Consider the following 17,951-nt stretch of genomic DNA (forward strand, 5'->3'; position numbering starts at 1 on the left):
AGGATCAACGACCCTCCGGGCGAGGAGCGACGGAGAGGGTTTCGGTGACGGAGCCGCAGGAAAGCATGGCGTCACCAAAGTAAGGATTGTGCACTGTGGGCTGATCGGAGAGCCAATCGGCTCCGGAGTTGCCGAAGGCCATGGGACAATGGACGACATAGGCATTGCCGACGGCATCGAGCCCGGTTTCCCGGATGCGGGTGATGAGGGCAGCGCTGATTTCCTTAAAGGCAGAACGGCGGGTGGACAGATCGGTGGCCGCTGTGAGCGAGGAAGAAGACAAGGACGGGGCTGCTTGGGCGAAGTTCTGGGCGGCATCGCGGGAAGAGGTGTCGTCGTCTTCGGCCAGAGCTTTTGCGAGGGGGAAATAGGCATCGAGAGCGACCCGGAGCTCAGCGAGCGCGGTGGGATCGGCGGTGGGTGCTGGCTCGGGCGCGTAGGGGAGGCCAAGGTGCCGCCCGGCATCTTCGATGGCCGAGGCGATGCGTTGGGTGGCGGCCGTGGGGCGCTGGGAGATTTCGCGGGAAGCAAGGGTGAGCTGATTGAGGAGGCGACGGGAAAACTCCTGCCAGAGCGCCTGTTCTGAGGTGGGGAGGGTTGCGGGGTCGAGATCCTGGACCAGGTGGCGGAGGGCGGCGAGACCCGCAGGGTCCGGGTGGCGGAGAAGGCGGTCCAGATGACGGGGGATGGGCGTCCAGGCACCGGAAAGTTCGGCAGAGGCGGTGCCTGCGGGGTGCTCCTCAAGCCCTGCGTTCGGATTCATCATAGAGGGTCGCGCTTTGATCTGGAGCTCCGAGTCCAGCTTGAAGGCACCCCGGGTGACGACCAAGTCGCCCGCTTCGAGTCCATCTTCGACCAGGTAGTGATCGCCGACGCGGGGGCCGAGCACGATTTCCCGCCCTTCGAAGGTCGGGCCCTCTTCGGGCGAAGAGTTGCGGCGCAGGTAGACGATGGCGCGCTCACCCGTGAGAAGGACGGCGGAGGTGGGAATCAACAAGGGTTCCTGGGCCTGGGCGGTATTGGGAACGAAGCCGAGCTGTTCGGCGGGAACGAGGTCCATGCCGCAGATATCACATTGGCCCGGGCCATCTTTGACGATTTCAGGGTGCATGGGGCTGATCCATTTTCCGGCAAGGGAAGGATCAAGCACTCTGCCATCGGCGGCGGTATCGGACTTGGCGATGGCTTCGGCGAACATGCCGGGTTTGAGGGTGAGGTCGGGGTTGTCGACGTTGACACGAACGCGCGCGACGCGGCGCATGGGGTCGATCTCGGGGTCGATGAAAGCGATGCGGCCGTGGAAGGTGCGACCGGGAAGGGCTTCTACGGTGAAGACGATGTCTTGAGCGTAGCGCAACCATTGAAGATCGCGTTCATAGGCTTCGAGGCGCAGCCAGACCTGGGACAAATCGGCGACTTTGAAAAGAGGATCGCCGGTTTTGATGTACTGGCCCTCCGTGGCGAATTTGTCGGTCACGATCCCGGATTGGGGCGCATAGAGGGTCAGATGATCGCTAGGCTGAGTGGCGGATTCGATGGCGGCGATCTGGGTGTCGGAGAATTGGAGTAGGCGCAGTTTTTCCCGGGAGGCGTCGAGCCATCGGCGGCGAGTTTCACGGGCGGCCGGGGCATCGGCGCCGGAGGTCTCGTACGCGCGCCGGGCTTCAATGAGCTCACGTTGGGCGACGAGGAGATCGGGGGAGTAGATTTCGGCGAGGTGATCACCCTTGCGGACTTGGGCTCCGGTGAAATCGACAAAAAGACGGTCGAGCCGACCGCCGGCCCGGGCGGTGATGGTTGAAATACGACGTTCGTCGTAGTCGATGCGGCCAAACAGTCGGACTTCCGCCTCGGCGGGGGCTCGGACAACGGGGCTGACCCGAAGGTCGAGAAGGGCGGCGGCTTCGGGGCTGACGGTGAGTTCACGCAATCCGCCGCGGACCTCGTCGCGAAGCGGGATGAGGTCCATGTTGCAGATGGGGCACAGTCCGGGCTCGGGCTGGCGGATCTGCGGATGCATGGAGCAGGTCCAAACGGTGGAGGATTCCTGGTCAGCATGGGACAGCTCGGAAGGGGAAGAGGGCAGGCCGAACCACCAGCCGGCGAGGAAAATCAGGATGGGAAGCCCGATGAGGAGCGAGCGACGGAGCAGCGATTTCATGGCGGAAAGAGGCTTGGATGGATAGAAGGACTAGAAGAGCCCGGCCGCAGCGCGCAGGGTGGCGGTGGCCTTGCCGAGTTGGGCCTGGTTGCGGACCCGTTGGAGTTGGAAAGCGAGGTGTTGTCGCCAGGTTTCGATGAGGTCATTGAAACTGCGAAGTCCGGCGCTGTAGCCGGTGAGGGTGACGTCGTAGGCCTGGCGGGCATCGGGGACGAGACGCCGGGAGAAGAGGTCGGAAACTTCCCGCGCGGTTTGGGCCTGGAACCAGGCTTCTTCGACGCGGTAGCGCAGGTCGGAGCGGGTGGCGGCGAGCAGGGCTTCGGTTTCCTGCATGCCTTCGCGAGCTTCACGCAGCATGGCGCGGCGGGGTTCTTGCCAGAGCGGGAGGTTGACGCCGAGGGTGGCGTAGAGCTGATCGCGGCCATTGGCCATTTTCGACAATCCGGATGAGGCGATCGAGGCGGAGGTGACGCCCGCGGTAAAATCCGGGTATTTTTCGAGTTCGGCGCGTTTCAGGCGGTGGCGAAAGGCATTCGCCCGCTGTTCGGCGGCGGCGACGTCTGGATGGCGTGCTTGCGCTTGGGCCAGCAGGTTTTGGAGCGAGCCAGGCGAGGGGATGGGGGAGGCGGATCGGATGCTCAGAGGCGAGCCCGCGGGGCGATTGAGGAGTGAGTTGAGTCGCGCGGAGGCGGTGCCGCGCAATTGGCGAGCTTCGGCGAGATCGCGATCGATCAAGCTGAGTTCGTTGGCGAGGCGCAACTGATCGGCCTGGCTGGCCTGATCGGCCGCGACCCGGGCATCGACGGCATCGCGCACGGCCTCAAGGACGGAACGGCTTTCGCGAGTGAGGGAAAGGGTTTGGTCGGCGAGGTAGAGATCCCACCAGGCGGAATGGACTTGCTCGGTGAGTTGGAGTTGGAGGGCATCGATTTCGGCGCGGGCGGCGGCGGCTTCGCTGGCGGACGCCGCTGCTGCCTCGCGGCGTTTGCCAGGAAAGGGGATCTTCTGTTTGACGCCGGCCATGGCTTCCATGCGGCCCGCCGCGGTTTCGGCCATGGACCCCGCGCCGACTTCGAGCATGGGATCGGGCAGAGCTTGATCCTGCGGCACCCTGGAGGCGAGCCGTTCGGCCCGGTGGCGGGCGGCAGCGATGGCCGGGTGGTGGAGAAGAGCGAGGCGTGCCAACTCTTCGGGACCGGCATTTCCAGGCACCGAGTAGTTTTCCGCTGCTGAGGCAGGAGGCGGGGCAAGGGTGGCGGAAGACGACGTCCGCTCATCGGGGACGTGACTGCACGCCACCACCAGGCACCCGCCGAGTAGCAACAAGGATCGTTGCATGATGGGAAAAGGGAAAAGGGTTGGGGCCCGGGGAGGCACGAAGGGGCGCACGGAGACCTGCTCCGCCGCATTTTCCGCCATACCACCCCTGCCCGAGCGGGACTTAGGGCTTGTCGAGTTCTTCGAGCTTCGCCAGGAACTTGGCGGGGTCTTCCTTGAACTCAGGCACGCAGTGCGAGCAGCAGAATTGGATTTGCTGGCCTTCGTGGACGATGACGACGGGTTCGCCCATGGTTCCAAGTTCCTCGCCGGAGACGAGGCAGACCTTCAGGGGATAAGGCTTGGCCGCGGAGGCGTCGACCGGGGCTTGGGTTTCCACGGGGGCTTCGGTGGTCGCCGATTCTTGCTTCGAGCAGGAGGCGAACAGGAAGGCGACGGAAGAAATGAGTGCAAAAAATTTCATGATTGGTTGATTTGAATAGATGAAGTCCAGAGGGCTCCGCAAGGCGCGGAGGAGACGAGGTACCGGCGCTGAGTGGCGGTACGATGAGGTGCCCTGAATCGCACGAGTGGCGGGATTCAGGCCTGATGGGCTTCAAATCAACCAACGGGAAAGCCAGGCGAGCCGTCTTCGAGGCGCGCTGTTTTCCGGAGGTGGAGGAGAGAGGAGCGATCCGAGGATCCGGGGTGTGGGTTCAAGGCTCTCTGGGGACGGTGCCGGAAGGAGAGCGAGGGCCTGATAGGAGGGAAGGTCGACGGCCTTTTCGAGATCACGAGGGTCTTTGCTTTTGCAGGCGCAGACGTGTTCGGTGGGCGTCGAGGGATGGCCTTTTCCCTGAGAAGGGGAGGGGTGCTGGCAGCACGAGGGGGTGGAGTCTTGGGCCGCCGTTGGATGGCTTTCGCTCGCGCAGCAGCACAGCGGACTTCCCATGAGGAAGGCCAGAAACAGGGCAACAATGGAGCGGCAAAGATTCACCAGCGATGAGAGGGCGAGACTCTTCACCCACGAAGGGAAATAGCATTCGGAGGGGCGGAGGGCAAGCAGTTGGTTGCGGATGACGCGCTGAGGAGGGTTGCACGGAGCACGAGTTGGCGCGTGAATGGCCCATGGAAATCCCCAAAACGATGAAGGCGGTCCGATTTCGGGCCGGGGTATCGATTCTCGACGCCACAGTAGCAGAGGAGGTCGAGCTGCCGGTGCCGGTGGCGAAGGGCTCGGACCTCTTGATCAAGGTTGAGGCGGTGGCATTGAATCCGGTCGACACCAAGGTTCGGCCGAAAGCCGGCGCCGAGGACATGGTGTTAGGCTATGATGCCGCGGGGCAGGTGGCAGCGGTAGGGGCAGAAGCGCTCGGGTTTTCGGTTGGGGACCGGGTGTATTATTCGGGGGATGTGCGGCGGCCGGGGTCAAATGCTGAGTATCAGTTGGTGGACTCGCGGCTGGTGGGGCGGGCTCCGGAGTCGATGGACTGGGCGGAGGCCGCGGCGCTGCCGTTGACGAGCCTGACGGCTTGGGAGTCGTTGTTTGATCGATTGGGTATCGATCCCGACGGTGCGGATGCGGGGAAGTCGATCTTGGTGATCGGAGGTGCTGGAGGCGTCGGATCGATCGGAATTCAGCTGGCCAAACACGCGGGATTGCGGGTGGTGGCTACGGCCTCGCGCCCAGAGAGTGCCTCATGGTGTCGGTCGCTGGGGGCGGAGGAAGTGGTCGATCACTCGGGCGATCTGGAGGCGGAAATGGCATCGCGAGGATTCGCTGAAGTCGATTTCATTGCGAATTTCAACAACACGGATGCCTATTGGGACACGATGGGGCGATTGGTGGCTCCGCAAGGGAAGGTGGTTTTGATTGTCGAACCCACTGGGGAGTTGCCCATGGGAGGCGAGTTCAAACGGAAGAGTGTGACGATCGTGTGGGAATTCATGTTCACGCGCTCGATGTTTGAGACCGAGGATCTCGCGCAGCAGGGAGTGATCCTCAACCGAATCGCCGAAGCGATGGATGCCGGTCAGCTTCGCAGCACGATGCAAGAAGTGGCGGGCGAAATCACGGCGGCGAATGTGATCCGCGCTCATCGTCAGATTCAGGAAGGCCGAACGATCGGCAAGCGGGTGCTGGCGGGTTGGAGCAAAGGCTGAGCGGAGTGGATCAGAAAAAGTGTTTCAGAAAGGATGTCGGAAATGGGGCGGGGAAAGCGTTGATGACGGTGGAACGCTTGGAGCCGTCCGAGCGAGATCACTCCGTCCACCTCGTCCCATGGTTGATATCCCAAGACGCATCCTGATCCATGATCAGCTGGTTGAGCAGCTCCGAGAGGGGATCCGTCTCGGTCGCTGGCAAGGGGAACTTCCAGCGGAGGCCAAGCTGGGCCGCGAGTTTCAAGTGAGCCGCATGACCTTGCGCAAAGCCTTGGCCCAACTGGCCAATGAGCATTGCATCGAATTGGGCGGAAGAGGTCGCTTTCATCGGATTCTCAGCTCTCCCATGGAGCCGCATGAGGCTCCCCCAAGGACGGTTCGGTGTCTGACTCCATACTCATTTCGGGCGTGGAGCACGGGCCTGCGCGAAGTCTTCGACTTGGTAGTGGAGCGCCTTTCCGCCCATGGCTATCGGATGGAGGTTGAGCATCGTCCTGCATTGTTTGAGCGCTTCCAGCCCCATCGTTTCGAGGACTTGGTGCGGATACCGGACACGGCGGCGTGGCTGCTTTGTTTTTCGAATGAGGAAATTCTTCGCTGGTTCAGCTCTCGGCGCATTTCGGCCGTCGTTCTGGGGCGGGTGCCGGACGGCGCGATTTTGAATGCGATTCACCCTGATTCGGAAGCGGAAGGTCGGCATGCTGCCGGGATCTTCTATGCCCGGGGACATCGAGAAGTCGTCTATTTGCGGGCGAACCTGACCAGCATTGGAGATCGGATCTGCTCGGAGGTGTTTTTGTCAGAATTCCGTCGGCTCGGTGGGACAGGTCGATTGGTGACGCATGATACGGATCCACCTTCGGTCTCGCGGTGCATGATGAATTTGCTGGCTTCGAAGCCTCGGCCAACCGGAGTGTTTGTGGGATGTTCAGAAGTGGCGATCTCTGTGGTGTGCTATCTGCAGGCGGCCGGTCTTCGGGTTCCGGATGATGTGAGCGTGATCTCGGCTTGGGATGATTATCATCTGGATTTCACCTTTCCGGCGATTTCCCGTTATCGGACGGATGGCACGATGATTGGCCGCCGGGTCAGTGATATGCTGCTGGATGTGGTGCAGCATGGTCGGGGAAAAGTGCGGACGACGGTGGTGATACCGGACTTCGTGCCAGCAGGGAGCGTCGCTCAGGCCCCAAGTTGAGCCCTTGGTTTGCAAGGGCTACGGCCCCATTGAGGGGCTCCGGGAAGAAGCCTGTTGTGCTGATTTCTCCCACCGACGGTGCTTTGGGGGGGACGTGGGAAGTGGCTCGCGCCGCGGGTGAAATGAACCCCCGGAATCCCCACTCAGGGATGGGAAGAGCCGCGGCGCGAGCCGAAAGGAATCCCCACGGAAAACCTCGCTTAAAAGGCGATGATCTCGTGGCTCGATGGTCTCCGATTCCTTTGGGTTATGTCCTGATAGGGAGATGAATGCGACGGAAATTCGACTCCCGACCTTGTCTAATGGGAGGACAACCTGGGTGAAGTAGAGGTCAATTTCCGATGGATTTCCGATGCAGAGCGGTGGCGATGAGTCCGCAAAATTACCACGTGGTTTCCCTTAAAGAAATGAGGGGGTTTCTCTCGAAATCAAGCGGGCATCAGGCCTCCAAGGAGATCCCTTCCTGCATGTCCAATGAGTAGATAACCTAGGGGGCTGATTCGAGGGTTTACCCTGATATGGAACGTTTCTTATGGAGGCATCACCAAGGCGCAGGTGGCCGGAGGTGACTCCGGATGGCGGCGTGAATTTTGGAGAAACCAACGAATCAATCGATGTACCGAAACGATCATGGATCTTGGCCTATAACCAAAGGCCTAATGTTATGGGTGACTGCCCTATCTCCGTTGAGTGCCGACACGGTGGCTTACTGGAATTTTGAGGGCACGGAAACGAGCCCAGTGACGGACGGAGACTATGTGCAGTCGACCGCCGGACGGACCGAAGTTCAGGCGACGGGAATTCCCGTGCCGGACCTTTCAGGGAATGGCAACCAGCTGTATAGCTGGGACGACGGGGGATCGGGTCATGTCTTCCGAGCTTCGGCAGCTGACGCTCCCTTTTTGGCACTCCCTTTGACGGGTGAGGCCAATGATTGGTTCATCGAGAGTGCGGGCGATTACCCCGCCAGCTTCACTTGGTCGTCTGAATCGACGCCAACCGGAACGAATCTCGATACCTGGACGTCCTTGACCTGGACGATCGAGGCTTCTGTGAAGATCCAAGCGATTGGGGCCTACAGCACGTTCGTCGGTCGCGAAGGCAATGATGTGTCGACCAGCGATGCGGCGCAGGCTCCATTGTATTTTCAAGCGATGCCGAACGGCGCGGTGCGGATTCTCTATGTCGATGCGGTGGGCAATTCCCATGCAGCGGAAGACACCGCACCGCTTTCTCCGGGCTTTTGGTATCATTTCGCTGCGACCTGTGATGGCTCGACTCTCCGACTTTGGAAACGCGCCACTGGCGGAACTTTCGAGGAAGTGGCGACGACGGATGTGACGTCGAGCAGCAATCCTGCATTGGTCGATCCGGGAGTGGATGCGAACGGAGATCCTTGGGGGTGGACGATCGGTCGTGGCCGCTACGGGACCAGTGATGCGCCCGGCGACGATCACGGGGATCGTTGGCTTGGCGGCATCGATGAGGTTCGCATCAGCGATACCGCCTTGGAGCCGGGCGAATTCCTCGCTGGGCATCCCATCACACCGGAAGACACCGATGGCGATGGTTTGCCGGATGCTTGGGAAATGGCAAATTTGGGTGGAACGCTCGAATTTGGACCGGCTGATGACTACGACTATGACGACGCGACGAACTTGATGGAGTATCGGGCGTCGACCGATCCGGATGACAGCGACGATTGGCCGGACATCGACGGAGACGGGATGAATGACGGATGGGAAATGGCCTTTTTCCCCAACCCGCCGCCGAACGAATTGGCTGCTTCGCCGGACGACGATCCAGACAACGACTACAATAGCAATTTGGTCGAATTCCTGGCAGGGACCGACCCCTTGAGCGAATTCTCCTATCCCGACGAAGACCAGGATTGGCTGAACGACGGCTGGGAGCGCCACTTCTTCCCGGAACTGACGGATCTTGAAGACGTCGATCCCGATGCCGATCCGGATGGGGATACTTACTCGAACCTGGATGAGCACGATTGGGGCACCAGTCCGGTGGACATGATTTCGTCGCCCGATATGGATGGGGATGGATTGCCGGATGGCTGGGAGCTGAAATATTTCCAGGTTGCCGATGAGGACATAGCGACGGTGATGGCCTATCAGGATGGTCGGAGCGATCCAGACGGTGACTCCGTGAATAACTTGCTGGAGTATGTGGCGGGGTCGGATCCAACGGATGCAGAGTCCAAGGATACCTTGCTCGCATACTGGCGCTTCGAGGAAGCAACGGAGGGTGACGTTCCTTCCGGTGGGAATGGGGAACTGGCTTATCCGGGTTGGGTGAAGGATGCCTCCGTCTATGGACATCATCTGATGACATGGGCGACCTACACCGCTCCGAACTACGACTCGGTGGTGCCGGCAGCAACGATTCCCGCGACTGGTGCGGCGAACGACGGCTCGATGTATTTCCTTCGGAATACCAATGGGGTCTACTTCATTGAGAGCCTCTTCACCACCCCTGCCGCCTATTTGGACAAAGGAGTGGCCTGTCTGCAGCTGGCGGAGTTTGACGAATTTACGGTGGAAGCGAGCTTCAACACCTCGGTCACCGGAGTGTGGCAGGTTCCGATCTGCAAGTCAGGGAATCCGATTGGGGGTCAGCCGCCTTTCACGATCAAGATCGACACCTCAGATCTGATTCGCGCTGCCATCGTCGATGGATCTGGCGAAGCCAAGGAAATCATCGGGACGACACCGGTAGTGGCTGGGAGCTGGTATTCGGTTGCTGTGACAGCCACCGAGAGTGAGTTGCAACTTTGGATCAAATACCCCGGGGACGCCTCCTACACTTTGGATGGAACTCTTGCGATCTCGGGTGCTTGGTACCGTCCTGAAGAAGGGGCCATGGATGGAGTGTGGTCGATTGGCACGGGTGAATGGGCAGGGACGACGACGGATGCCTTCCAAGGCAATGTGGATGAAGTGCGCATTCATGCGCGGGCTCTCTCCGAAAGTGAGTTCCTCTTCCATGAAGATGGAGCTTCCGGATTTGCCGCCTGGGCGGACGCGGAGATTTCCGATCCGGCCCAACGGGGTGAGAGCGACGATGCAGACGGCGATGGTACGACGAACTACGTCGAATACCTTCTCGGCCTTGCTCCCATGGACGGTGCTTCCTTCTTCTTTGTCGGATGGCAGGGGGGATCCCTTGAATGGCCGGCAGCCAGCGGGCTGGAGTTCACGATTGAGCGTAGCGAAACCCTGGAAACTTGGGAAGTGGTCGGCACGGTGACTGCGACTGGCGACACGGGAAGCTGGACCGATCCTGCTCCTCCTGAGGGTCGTGCCTTCTATCGGGTGGTCCTCGCTACGGATTGATTTCCTCCAATGTTGATGATCGACGGGCCATCCGGGGAACTCCTGGGTGGCCCGTTTGTTGGAAGGCTTCCGTAGTCCGCCCATCGCCTTCGGATCATGTTCCGGGTAGGGTCAGGCGAAAGAGGGAGCCCTGTCCTGGTGCGCTGGAGACAGTGAGATCTCCGCCATGGCGTTGGGCGATTTTGAGGCAAATCGACAATCCCAAACCGGAGCCCGATTCTCCGTCGAGCGCCTTTCGGGAACTGTCCACCCGGTAGAAGCGTTCGAAGAGTTGATCCTGGTGTTCTGGGGCAATGCCCACACCATGGTCTTCAATTTCCAACCAGGAGAGACCCTGGTCATTTCCACTGCGCATTTCCAATGGGGTGCCAGGAGGATTGTGACGGAGGGCATTGGAGAGGAGATTGGCAATCAATCGTGTCAGCAGCTCAGCATCTCCGCACACAGGAGAGGGCTGGATGTGCATTTTTACAAGAGCGTCACGACGGGCGCATGATTCGCGAAGGAGGGCGAGGGTTTCCGTGGCGAGGTCTCCGAGGTCGATGGGCTGTGGATGATCGAGAACCTCGGCATCCAGATGAGCCAAGGTCATCATTTGCTCCACAATCGCTTTGAGTCGGAGCGATGACTGATGAACCACTTGGAGCCCCTTGCGGTAGTCCTCCTCGCTGCGGGGTTTGGCGAGCAGGCGCTCAGAGTGGCCGAGAATCACGGTCAGCGGGGTGCGGAATTCATGGGAGGCGTCAGCAGTGAAACGTTCTCGTTGCGTGATCTCTCCATCAAGCTTGTCAAATGCCTCATTGAGCACCACGGCCAGCTCGTGAAGTTCGCGGGTGCTGCGTCTGAGGTCGATGCGGCGCGATCGATCGGATCCAGCAATGTCTCGAGCGGCCTCGGCAATATCCCGAGCAGGCCGCAAGCTCCAATGAGTGATGGCTCCCCCGACGACGATACCCGCCAAAAATAGGGTGATCCCCACGCCTCCCAGTTCCCATCCGTATCGGTGGAGGGCTTCCTGGTGGCCGTCCAGCGGGAGGCCAGTGACCAGCAATGAGTGTCGCGGACCGCGAAAGTACATCACTCGATGTCCGTCAATCGTCACGAAGGGTGCCGGGATGCGTCCCTGATTCCAGGTGATGGAGTCGGGGCGCCCCGTTCCACGATGATGAAGGGGATGGCCTTCCGGATCCCAGGCGACCGTCCAGGATCGTGCCTTGAGGTCGGGGTCAATGGCATCGTCGGCCTGCCATTTTTCCTCCTTCCTTCGTCGCATTCCAGGTGGAGGGCCGCCGAAATCGTCGTCTTCGAACCGTCCTGGGCCGCCTGGAGGTCCAGGGGGACGATGGTCCTCAGGCCGGTCGAGTTCGGGCAGGACTTCTCGAGTGAGGTTGGAAAGCTGGACATCGATTGCATCGAGTCTGCGCTCCGATTCGATATGATAGAAAGCGACCATCATGCCACTGATGGCGAGGGCAAGAATCAGGGCGTGCCAGCTCTGCAGTCGGAAGGAGAGAGACCTCCAGAGGGGCGGGCGGGAGCTCATTCGATGAAGTAGCCCGCGCCCCTCCGAGTTTTGATGAAATCCTTTCCAAGCTTTTGTCGGAGTTTGTAGATGTAGACGTCGAGGAGATTGGAAATGTCGACATCTTCAGATTCCTCATCAAAGAGTTGGCCGAAAATCCGGTCCCTTGAGACGACCTCGGAGCGGTGACGGGCGAGCAGTTCGACCAACGCAAATTCCCGAGCCGTAACTTCCACCGGCTCTCCCCCCGCGCGGATTTGGAGGGATCCCGTATCGATTTCCACCGCTCCGATCCGCAGCAATTTCTCGGACTGGAGTCCGTGGCGTCGGGCCACAGCGCGGATGCGGGCAAGCAACTCATCATTGGCAAAGGGCTTCACCAAGTAGTCGTCAGCACCTTGATCGAGTCCACGAACCCGATCGCGTGTTTGGTCGCGGGCGGTGAGCATGAGAACCGGAGTGGTGTGGGTCTTGCGCAGGCGTTCCAAGAGCGAAAAGCCGTCGAGACCCGGCAGCATCGCATCGAGGAGGATCACGTCGAACTCCCAGTTTTGTGCAAGATAGAGCCCTTGAACGCCCTCTTCCGCAGCCGATACCTCATGCCCCTCCTCCTCCAGGAGCTCTATCAGGAAATCCAGGAGTTCAGGCGAGTCTTCGATAATGAGGAGTTTCACAACAAGAAGGGGCCGAGGGTGACGGACGAAGCCTACTCTGAAGGAACCGGATAGATGAAGCGGAAGTAGCGCGCTTCGATTCCCAGTTCGTCGGGGATGTCGAGGCTCAGCCAACCCTCGGCATCGGCAGTCACCGAGACGGTTGCCCAATGGGTGAGATCGGTGGAAGCTTGGAGTCCATAGGTCACATTCGGTACGGCTTGGGCCGTAAGTGTGGTGAACCGAACGCCTTGGCGGATTTCCCGACCGCACTCGATGGATTCGGTGGGCAGGACGATCGTCTGGAGCGTGCCTTCTTTGTCGAATGGGTCAGACCACTGCTGGTCGGTGTACACTCGGCGACCGGTGAGAGTCTTGAGGAATGCTTCCAAGGAGGCTACTTCCGTGGCATCGAGACCGAGTTCTTGAGGCAGATTGCCGGGTCGAATCAAACGGGCGTCGAGATTGGTGACCACAGCGGGCACGGCATTGTAGTGCTCGATCACCTCCTCCAGAGTCGCGAAGCTGGCATCGTGCATGAACCCCCCGTGGGGTTGGCCGTTGGCATCAACGAGATCGCGCAGACTGGGAGCGCGCGTGTTGGTGGTGTCCGTCCCTCCCGAAAGGCTGCTCACCACCCCGTTGTTGCGACTCGCCGGATCGATGGAAAATTCCGGAGGCACGTGGCATCCTGCGCAACCGGCACCACCCTGAGCAGGAGGGCGGAGAAATAGGATCTTTCCATCATTCTCCTCCATCGTGAAATTGGGAAAGGGCGGACCATCGGCACCCGTTAGATCGCGTCCTTCGTCGTAGCGGCTGTCGAATGATTGGATGCTGCGAACGAACTGAGCCAAGGACTTGCCAATGCGTTCCTCGGTGACCTCCGGGTCGCCAAACACTCCTGCAAAGAGAACCTGATAGACTTCGATCGAAGAGAGGCGATCGACCAGATCGGAAAATCCGGGATCACCGTCAGTGCCGCTGAATCCCATTTCGATGTGGTCTTGAATGGGTTGCGTTGCTTGATCCTCGACGCTGTCGGCGCGTTCGTCCCAGAAGAAGCGCGTTTCATCGGAGAATCGGGCGTTGATCAGACGCATCGAATGGCGCCCAGAGAAACCGGCGACTCCCATACTTGCGGTGTCAGGATCAGAGAAGCCATGCTCTTGTTGGTGGCAACTCGCACAAGAAACCGTCTGATTGCGGGAAAGCCGGGAATCGTAAAACAGCACCCGGCCGAGGGTCGCGCCGAGATCGGTGATGGGGTTGTCGGGGGGAGTGTTGTCGCGAGTGATGTAGTCCGGAACCTCCTGAGAGGAGTAGGGGAAAGGATGCGTGAGATCGATGACCGGAGCATCCTGGGCGTGGGTGGCGGCGATCAAAAATAGGGTGCTGAGGGCTTTCATGCCCCGACCTTGAAAGGTTCCACCTGAACCCAACCTGAATTGCCCTCGAAGAATCCAAGCTGGGGATTTTGGCGTTTGGAGAGGGTTACTCGATCTGAAGTGTCCTCCAGCCCAGTTGGGCGGCCGGAAGGAGGTCATGGCCCGGTGAGTCCCCAACCATGAGAATCTCGTCAGGTTGGAATCCTCGGCGGAGGAGCGGGAGCTGCGCTGTTTGAAATAGCCGCAGGTCGGGCTTGGCGATCCGATGTTCATAGGAAAACACCAAAAGCTCGGAATCGAAACTCTTCCAATGGTGGGGGAAATGTTGGGCCAGCAGGCTTCGGGTGTAGGCCTGAGCATTCGAGATGACTCCCAGTGCGGCACCCTGCTGCACGGCCTGTTCCAGCAACACCGCACCCTGAGGTACGATGGATACCGGATGAATGGCCTCCTCGACCTCAAAAGCAAATCGATCCCGATCGCCGAGGTCGGGGAAAATCGCCTGCCAAAGTTCGCGAATATCGATTTCTGGAAAGGGCTCCGAGGACTGAGCATGCGAATCCTGAATCGCTTGGTCGAGACGCTGATCGAGCTGAGGAATCGGATGAAGTCCGAATTGGCGGGCGACCTCGGACATTTTTTGGCCTCGGTCGTCGCGTCGAGGCCCATCAAGGAGGGTGCCATAGACATCGAAAAAAACCGCACGGATTCCAGCGGGGAGGAGGGAGGGCATCAGGAGAAGACTGCGGTGAGCATCTGGCGGTCCAGACGGGTGACCGGCCCGGCCGGTGAAGACAAAAGGAGGGAAGCAAGGGCCACCCAGCGCTCAATGAGGGCGACGGGGGAGAAGCTCGCCTCAATCAAGGGAGCGGCGCTCGGAATGCGTTGATTCAATTGTTCTCCGAGCCAGACAGAGAGGGGCATTTTTCCTGAACCCGCAACGACTTGTGGATCGAATGCCCCGGCGTTCACCTTCGCGATCACCGAAAGCTGTCGGGTCAAGGGTAGTTCGGGGAAGTCAACACCATCCACCTCCAACGCATCATAGAGCCCCCCTTGCGGGAAGTCGCGGAGATCTTCTGCGAGAGCAGGAATCCTGCGCCCGAGAACCCGGCGTTGACCCAAGGCTTCCAGATGAATCAGGCCAAAGCCTTCCTGCGTGGATGTCGTGACCAGATGGGTCGAGCGGGCATAGGCGGCGTCCCGGCCTCGAGAGAACACATCGAAGTCGATAGGGAGTTTCAGGGACTCAGCCGTGTTCCTCCAAGTCTCATAGAGTGCCTGCCACTCGGCTTGCTGGGGACGACTGCCCTGCATGAATTGCGTTCCGGGCGGAGCTGCGGCAGCCAACAGCAAAAGTTCGCCAAGATTTTTTCGGGGAATCCCCCTCATGGGGTGAAGCACCCTTGCTGGACCATCTTTCGGCGCGGAGGGAAGATCGTGGCGGAACGTCGCAGGAGGGAGGAGATGGGCTTGGTCTACAGGGAGCCCGGCATCAACGAATGCCTGCCGATCGCGAGAATTGATGAATCCATGGGCAATGCGATTCGACACCGGATACAGCACATCGACCCCTTCGAGTGCTGCCAATAATTCAGGGCGGCCGTCTTCCGCCAAGTCATGGTGTTGGAGGAGCAGTGCCTGACCCCGCCGGGCCAATCGGGTCACGGCGGCGGTGAGCCCCGGGTTTTTCCCGAGGCAGGGGTTGTGGAATTGCAGCAATGCCGGCTCGTTTGGCAAATGAGCCATGAGGATCCTCTCGATGTGGGCGGCCGCATCTTCCAGGTTTTGAGGCGCGGGAGCATAGTCGAGACAGGGTTCGACTTCGGCGGGGAGCTCGCTCGGATTGTCGCCACACAGGATCCGGTGGGTGATGCCCGCCGCCGTCAGCAGTTCGTGCTGGTGACGGATCACCTCCGTCACCCCGCCGGGCCGGAGATGATAGTGGATGCTGAGAACGATCACGATGCCGCGATGGATTGCCTGATACGCCGCCAGCGCGAGCTGCCTGAGGCCGTTGGGTTACCAAAGATCAACGATCCAAGGATCCCAAGGTTTTCACGAAGTGGAATCCCCAAATTTCGAAACCCTGACGATGATAAAGGCGATGGGAGGCGTAGTTGTTAGTATAGGAGTCGAGAGTCTGGAGGTTGCAGCCCTTCTCCCGTGCCAGTTCCTCGAGAAATGCCATCAAGGCGGTGCCGATGCCTTCCGAGCGGTGGCTGGGATGCACGACGAAATTGTCGATTTCCAGGTAACGCCCACACCAGATCTTCGTCGCAATCCAGACTCCGGCAAAGCCCACCAGTTTGTCTCCTAGGAAGGCTCCAATCGGCAGGTAGTGGGGATGTTCATCAAGGATCGTGCGAAACCGCTGCAGCAGTAGCTGAGTGGGGCAATCGGGATTCAAATGAACCAGCAGGCCGGTGGCGGCGAGATGGTCATCGGGTTCAAGAAGCCGAATATCGGGTGGGCTCACGCCGATTTCCTAAACCGAGCGGCGGCAGCGGGAAAGCGTTCCCGATACTCCGCCACCGAAATCATCGGCGGTCGCTCGCTCCGCTGGGACGATGGATCAAGAAAGCGAGGGAGAAAGGCATCCAGGATTTGGTCCGACATCCGGCCCAAATCGGCAAGCGAGCGGTTGCGATGGATGCGTTCGTCCAGATCGGTTTGGGCAATTGCCCGGATTCCGTGCCTTCGCCAAACGTCGATCAGATGCGCTGTTTCGACCCCGTATCCCGTCGGGAATGGAATGGCCTCCAGAATTTCCCGGCGCGCGGCATACTCCCCAGCAAGCGGCTGATGCAAGGCCGCCAGCTCCGGGCAAAATCGGTCGAAGAGCGGTCGCACCAGAATCTCAGTCACCCGGCCTCCGCCACGAGGATCCACGCCTTCACGTGCCAACAGAGGGCGCTCGTAAAATCCTTTCACGTAAGCGATTTCAGGATCGAGCAGCAGCGGTCCCAGAGTCCCGGTCACGAATCGCGGATGGATGTTGCGAATGTCGCCGTCGACGAATGCGATGAGATCGCTTTGGCAGTGGTGCACGGCCTTCCATAGATTTTCACCTTTGCCGGGTCGGCTTCCCTGAAACGGCAGAATGGCAGAGGACAGCACCACCTCGGCACCGGCATCTGCGGCCAATTCACGGGTGCGATCCGTGGAACCAGAGTCGATCACGACCAATTCATCGAGGAGGGCATGATCATCCACCAAGGCTTTGCGGAGGGTCTCGACGATTCTCGCGATCGTGCCTTCTTCATTGAGGGTGGGGATGCACAGGGCGGCCTTCAGCCCAAGCAAATGCTTTTGCTGGATCAGCTCTGCCAGGTCCCCGAATTGGAGGTGGTGGAACGCTTTCAACGCCCCTGAAATAACCGAATGAACCATTTTTTGCAAAGGGCTTGCCAAGCCGAGGCAGATTCCCTAGACACTGCGCCCCGCCCGCAAGGGTTCTGGGATAAAAAGCGCGGTTAGCTCAGTGGTAGAGCACATCGTTCACACCGATGGGGTCGCAGGTTCGAACCCTGCACCGCGCACCATCCCTTTTTGTGGCAAGGAATCCTTGATAAATCAAGGATTCGAGGACTCTAAAAACCTTGAGGTCAGGAAAACTAGGGGACAATGGCCTCGCTGAAAAAAATGAGGAGGAACCTACTACGGTAACTGTGGTCTGTGCCGCCGTTTGATTTTCCTTGGCGGCAGCGGTGATCAGGCTGCCTTCCGTGCTCGCTTTCCCTGTTGTGCTTGCAGCCATTTCCCCGGGACGAGCAGATCGACCTCGCTGGTTTTCATTGCCGGCAGTCGGGTCAGCACGTCCTCATGATACTCTAGGGTGTCGATGCTCAGCCGCCGACAGTTCTCAACGATGGTGTAGAGGATGGCCGCCTTTTGACCGGCTTGGCGGCAACCGATGAAGAGCCAGTTCTTGTCTCCGAGCCTGGTCGGCCAGATGGCGTTCTCGACGAGGTTGTTGTCGATCTCCACACGGCCGTCGCCCAGATAGACTTCCATCCGCTGCCATTGGTTGGCGGCGTAACGGATGGCTTTGCCAAGCTTGCTCTTGGGCATCGAATGATGGGCCCTCGGGCCTCATCTCCAACCGCAGTTTCCGCTGGTCGCCCTCCCGCGCGACCAAGGGTGGCAGCGTGCCTTGATGATCGGAGGCCGGGACCATCAGGAAAGGGAAGCCGCCGGCGCCTTGCCGACCTCGTGCGGTATCCTGCCGGACCTTCTTCAAGGCTTCTTCAACGCCT

General features: G+C 60.0%; 15 protein-coding genes and 1 tRNA gene. 4 read left to right on the forward strand and 12 right to left on the reverse strand.

Going from position 1 to position 17,951, the window contains the following annotated elements; translation table 11 throughout:
* Positions 1-4: 4 nt before the first annotated feature.
* The 4 genes from HNR46_RS19390 to HNR46_RS19405 all read right to left on the reverse strand — a co-directional run bounded on the left by HNR46_RS19390 (position 5) and on the right by HNR46_RS19405 (position 4,442).
* On the reverse strand, positions 5-2,161 hold the full coding sequence (locus HNR46_RS19390) for a heavy metal-binding domain-containing protein (RefSeq protein ID WP_184022143.1): 2,157 nt from the start codon (positions 2,159-2,161) through the stop codon (positions 5-7).
* Between the two features lie 30 nt (positions 2,162-2,191).
* Entirely contained in the window at positions 2,192-3,499 is a 1,308-nt protein-coding gene (locus tag HNR46_RS19395; RefSeq protein ID WP_184022145.1) for a TolC family protein, read from the reverse strand.
* Positions 3,500-3,602: 103 nt separating this feature from the next.
* Complete coding sequence (locus HNR46_RS19400; protein ID WP_184022147.1) at positions 3,603-3,902, reverse strand: hypothetical protein; 300 nt, start codon at positions 3,900-3,902, stop codon at positions 3,603-3,605.
* Between the two features lie 132 nt (positions 3,903-4,034).
* Positions 4,035-4,442 (reverse strand): hypothetical protein, encoded by a 408-nt coding sequence (locus HNR46_RS19405; protein WP_184022149.1) that lies wholly within the window; start codon positions 4,440-4,442, stop codon positions 4,035-4,037.
* Positions 4,443-4,564: 122 nt separating this feature from the next.
* On the opposite strand from HNR46_RS19405, the gene HNR46_RS19410 reads away from it, so the two are divergent.
* The 3 genes from HNR46_RS19410 (at position 4,565) to HNR46_RS19420 (ending at position 10,129) form a co-directional block, all read left to right on the forward strand.
* Positions 4,565-5,581 carry a zinc-binding alcohol dehydrogenase family protein gene (locus HNR46_RS19410; RefSeq protein WP_184022177.1) on the forward strand — a complete coding sequence of 339 codons (1,017 nt, stop codon included), beginning with the start codon at positions 4,565-4,567 and terminating at the stop codon, positions 5,579-5,581.
* Between the two features lie 118 nt (positions 5,582-5,699).
* Positions 5,700-6,779, forward strand: a complete 1,080-nt coding sequence (locus HNR46_RS19415; protein ID WP_184022151.1) for a GntR family transcriptional regulator — start codon at positions 5,700-5,702, stop codon at positions 6,777-6,779.
* A 659-nt stretch (positions 6,780-7,438) separates the two neighbouring features.
* Positions 7,439-10,129: a LamG-like jellyroll fold domain-containing protein gene (locus HNR46_RS19420; RefSeq protein WP_184022154.1), complete on the forward strand. Its 2,691-nt coding sequence runs from the start codon at positions 7,439-7,441 to the stop codon at positions 10,127-10,129.
* Between the two features lie 94 nt (positions 10,130-10,223).
* On the opposite strand, the gene HNR46_RS19425 is transcribed toward HNR46_RS19420, so the two are convergent.
* From HNR46_RS19425 to HNR46_RS19455, 7 genes are all read right to left on the reverse strand, one after another.
* Positions 10,224-11,672: a sensor histidine kinase gene (locus HNR46_RS19425; protein ID WP_184022156.1), complete on the reverse strand. Its 1,449-nt coding sequence runs from the start codon at positions 11,670-11,672 to the stop codon at positions 10,224-10,226.
* Positions 11,669-12,325 carry a response regulator gene (locus HNR46_RS19430; protein ID WP_184022159.1) on the reverse strand — a complete coding sequence of 219 codons (657 nt, stop codon included), beginning with the start codon at positions 12,323-12,325 and terminating at the stop codon, positions 11,669-11,671. The genes HNR46_RS19425 and HNR46_RS19430 overlap by 4 nt, the downstream gene beginning before the upstream one ends.
* A 32-nt stretch (positions 12,326-12,357) precedes the next feature.
* Entirely contained in the window at positions 12,358-13,713 is a 1,356-nt protein-coding gene (locus HNR46_RS19435; protein ID WP_184022161.1) for a cytochrome-c peroxidase, read from the reverse strand.
* A gap of 85 nt (positions 13,714-13,798) precedes the next feature.
* Positions 13,799-14,425, reverse strand: a complete 627-nt coding sequence (locus tag HNR46_RS19440) for an HAD family hydrolase (RefSeq protein WP_184022164.1) — start codon at positions 14,423-14,425, stop codon at positions 13,799-13,801.
* Positions 14,425-15,657: a glycosyltransferase family protein gene (locus tag HNR46_RS19445; RefSeq protein ID WP_184022168.1), complete on the reverse strand. Its 1,233-nt coding sequence runs from the start codon at positions 15,655-15,657 to the stop codon at positions 14,425-14,427. Before HNR46_RS19445 ends, HNR46_RS19440 begins: the two co-directional genes overlap by 1 nt.
* A gap of 67 nt (positions 15,658-15,724) precedes the next feature.
* Positions 15,725-16,171, reverse strand: a complete 447-nt coding sequence (locus HNR46_RS19450; protein WP_184022171.1) for a GNAT family N-acetyltransferase — start codon at positions 16,169-16,171, stop codon at positions 15,725-15,727.
* A complete protein-coding gene (locus HNR46_RS19455; RefSeq protein ID WP_184022174.1) occupies positions 16,168-17,085 on the reverse strand; it encodes a glucosyl-3-phosphoglycerate synthase in 918 nt (305 codons plus the stop codon). The genes HNR46_RS19450 and HNR46_RS19455 overlap by 4 nt, the downstream gene beginning before the upstream one ends.
* 77 nt (positions 17,086-17,162) lie before the next feature.
* On the opposite strand from HNR46_RS19455, the gene HNR46_RS19460 reads away from it, so the two are divergent.
* Positions 17,163-17,237 (forward strand) — tRNA-Val (locus tag HNR46_RS19460).
* 169 nt (positions 17,238-17,406) lie between these two features.
* On the opposite strand, the gene HNR46_RS19465 is transcribed toward HNR46_RS19460, so the two are convergent.
* On the reverse strand, positions 17,407-17,766 hold the full coding sequence (locus HNR46_RS19465) for an IS66 family transposase (RefSeq protein WP_246418236.1): 360 nt from the start codon (positions 17,764-17,766) through the stop codon (positions 17,407-17,409).
* Positions 17,767-17,951: the final 185 nt, after the last annotated feature.

It is taken from the genome of Haloferula luteola (assembly GCF_014201715.1).
GTDB lineage: Bacteria > Verrucomicrobiota > Verrucomicrobiia > Verrucomicrobiales > Akkermansiaceae > Haloferula > Haloferula luteola.

Coding starts and splice junctions, on each gene's coding strand:
- HNR46_RS19395 (WP_184022145.1), bottom strand. CDS start 3,499: ATGCAACGATCCTTGTTGCTACTCGGCGGGTGCCTGGTGGTGGCGTGC.
- HNR46_RS19465 (WP_246418236.1), bottom strand. CDS start 17,766: ATGCCCAAGAGCAAGCTTGGCAAAGCCATCCGTTACGCCGCCAACCAA.
- HNR46_RS19400 (WP_184022147.1), bottom strand. CDS start 3,902: ATGAAATTTTTTGCACTCATTTCTTCCGTCGCCTTCCTGTTCGCCTCC.
- HNR46_RS19455 (WP_184022174.1), bottom strand. CDS start 17,085: ATGGTTCATTCGGTTATTTCAGGGGCGTTGAAAGCGTTCCACCACCTC.
- HNR46_RS19440 (WP_184022164.1), bottom strand. CDS start 14,425: ATGCCCTCCCTCCTCCCCGCTGGAATCCGTGCGGTTTTTTTCGATGTC.
- HNR46_RS19420 (WP_184022154.1), top strand. CDS start 7,439: ATGTTATGGGTGACTGCCCTATCTCCGTTGAGTGCCGACACGGTGGCT.
- HNR46_RS19435 (WP_184022161.1), bottom strand. CDS start 13,713: ATGAAAGCCCTCAGCACCCTATTTTTGATCGCCGCCACCCACGCCCAG.
- HNR46_RS19390 (WP_184022143.1), bottom strand. CDS start 2,161: ATGAAATCGCTGCTCCGTCGCTCGCTCCTCATCGGGCTTCCCATCCTG.
- HNR46_RS19410 (WP_184022177.1), top strand. CDS start 4,565: ATGAAGGCGGTCCGATTTCGGGCCGGGGTATCGATTCTCGACGCCACA.
- HNR46_RS19415 (WP_184022151.1), top strand. CDS start 5,700: ATGGTTGATATCCCAAGACGCATCCTGATCCATGATCAGCTGGTTGAG.
- HNR46_RS19425 (WP_184022156.1), bottom strand. CDS start 11,672: ATGAGCTCCCGCCCGCCCCTCTGGAGGTCTCTCTCCTTCCGACTGCAG.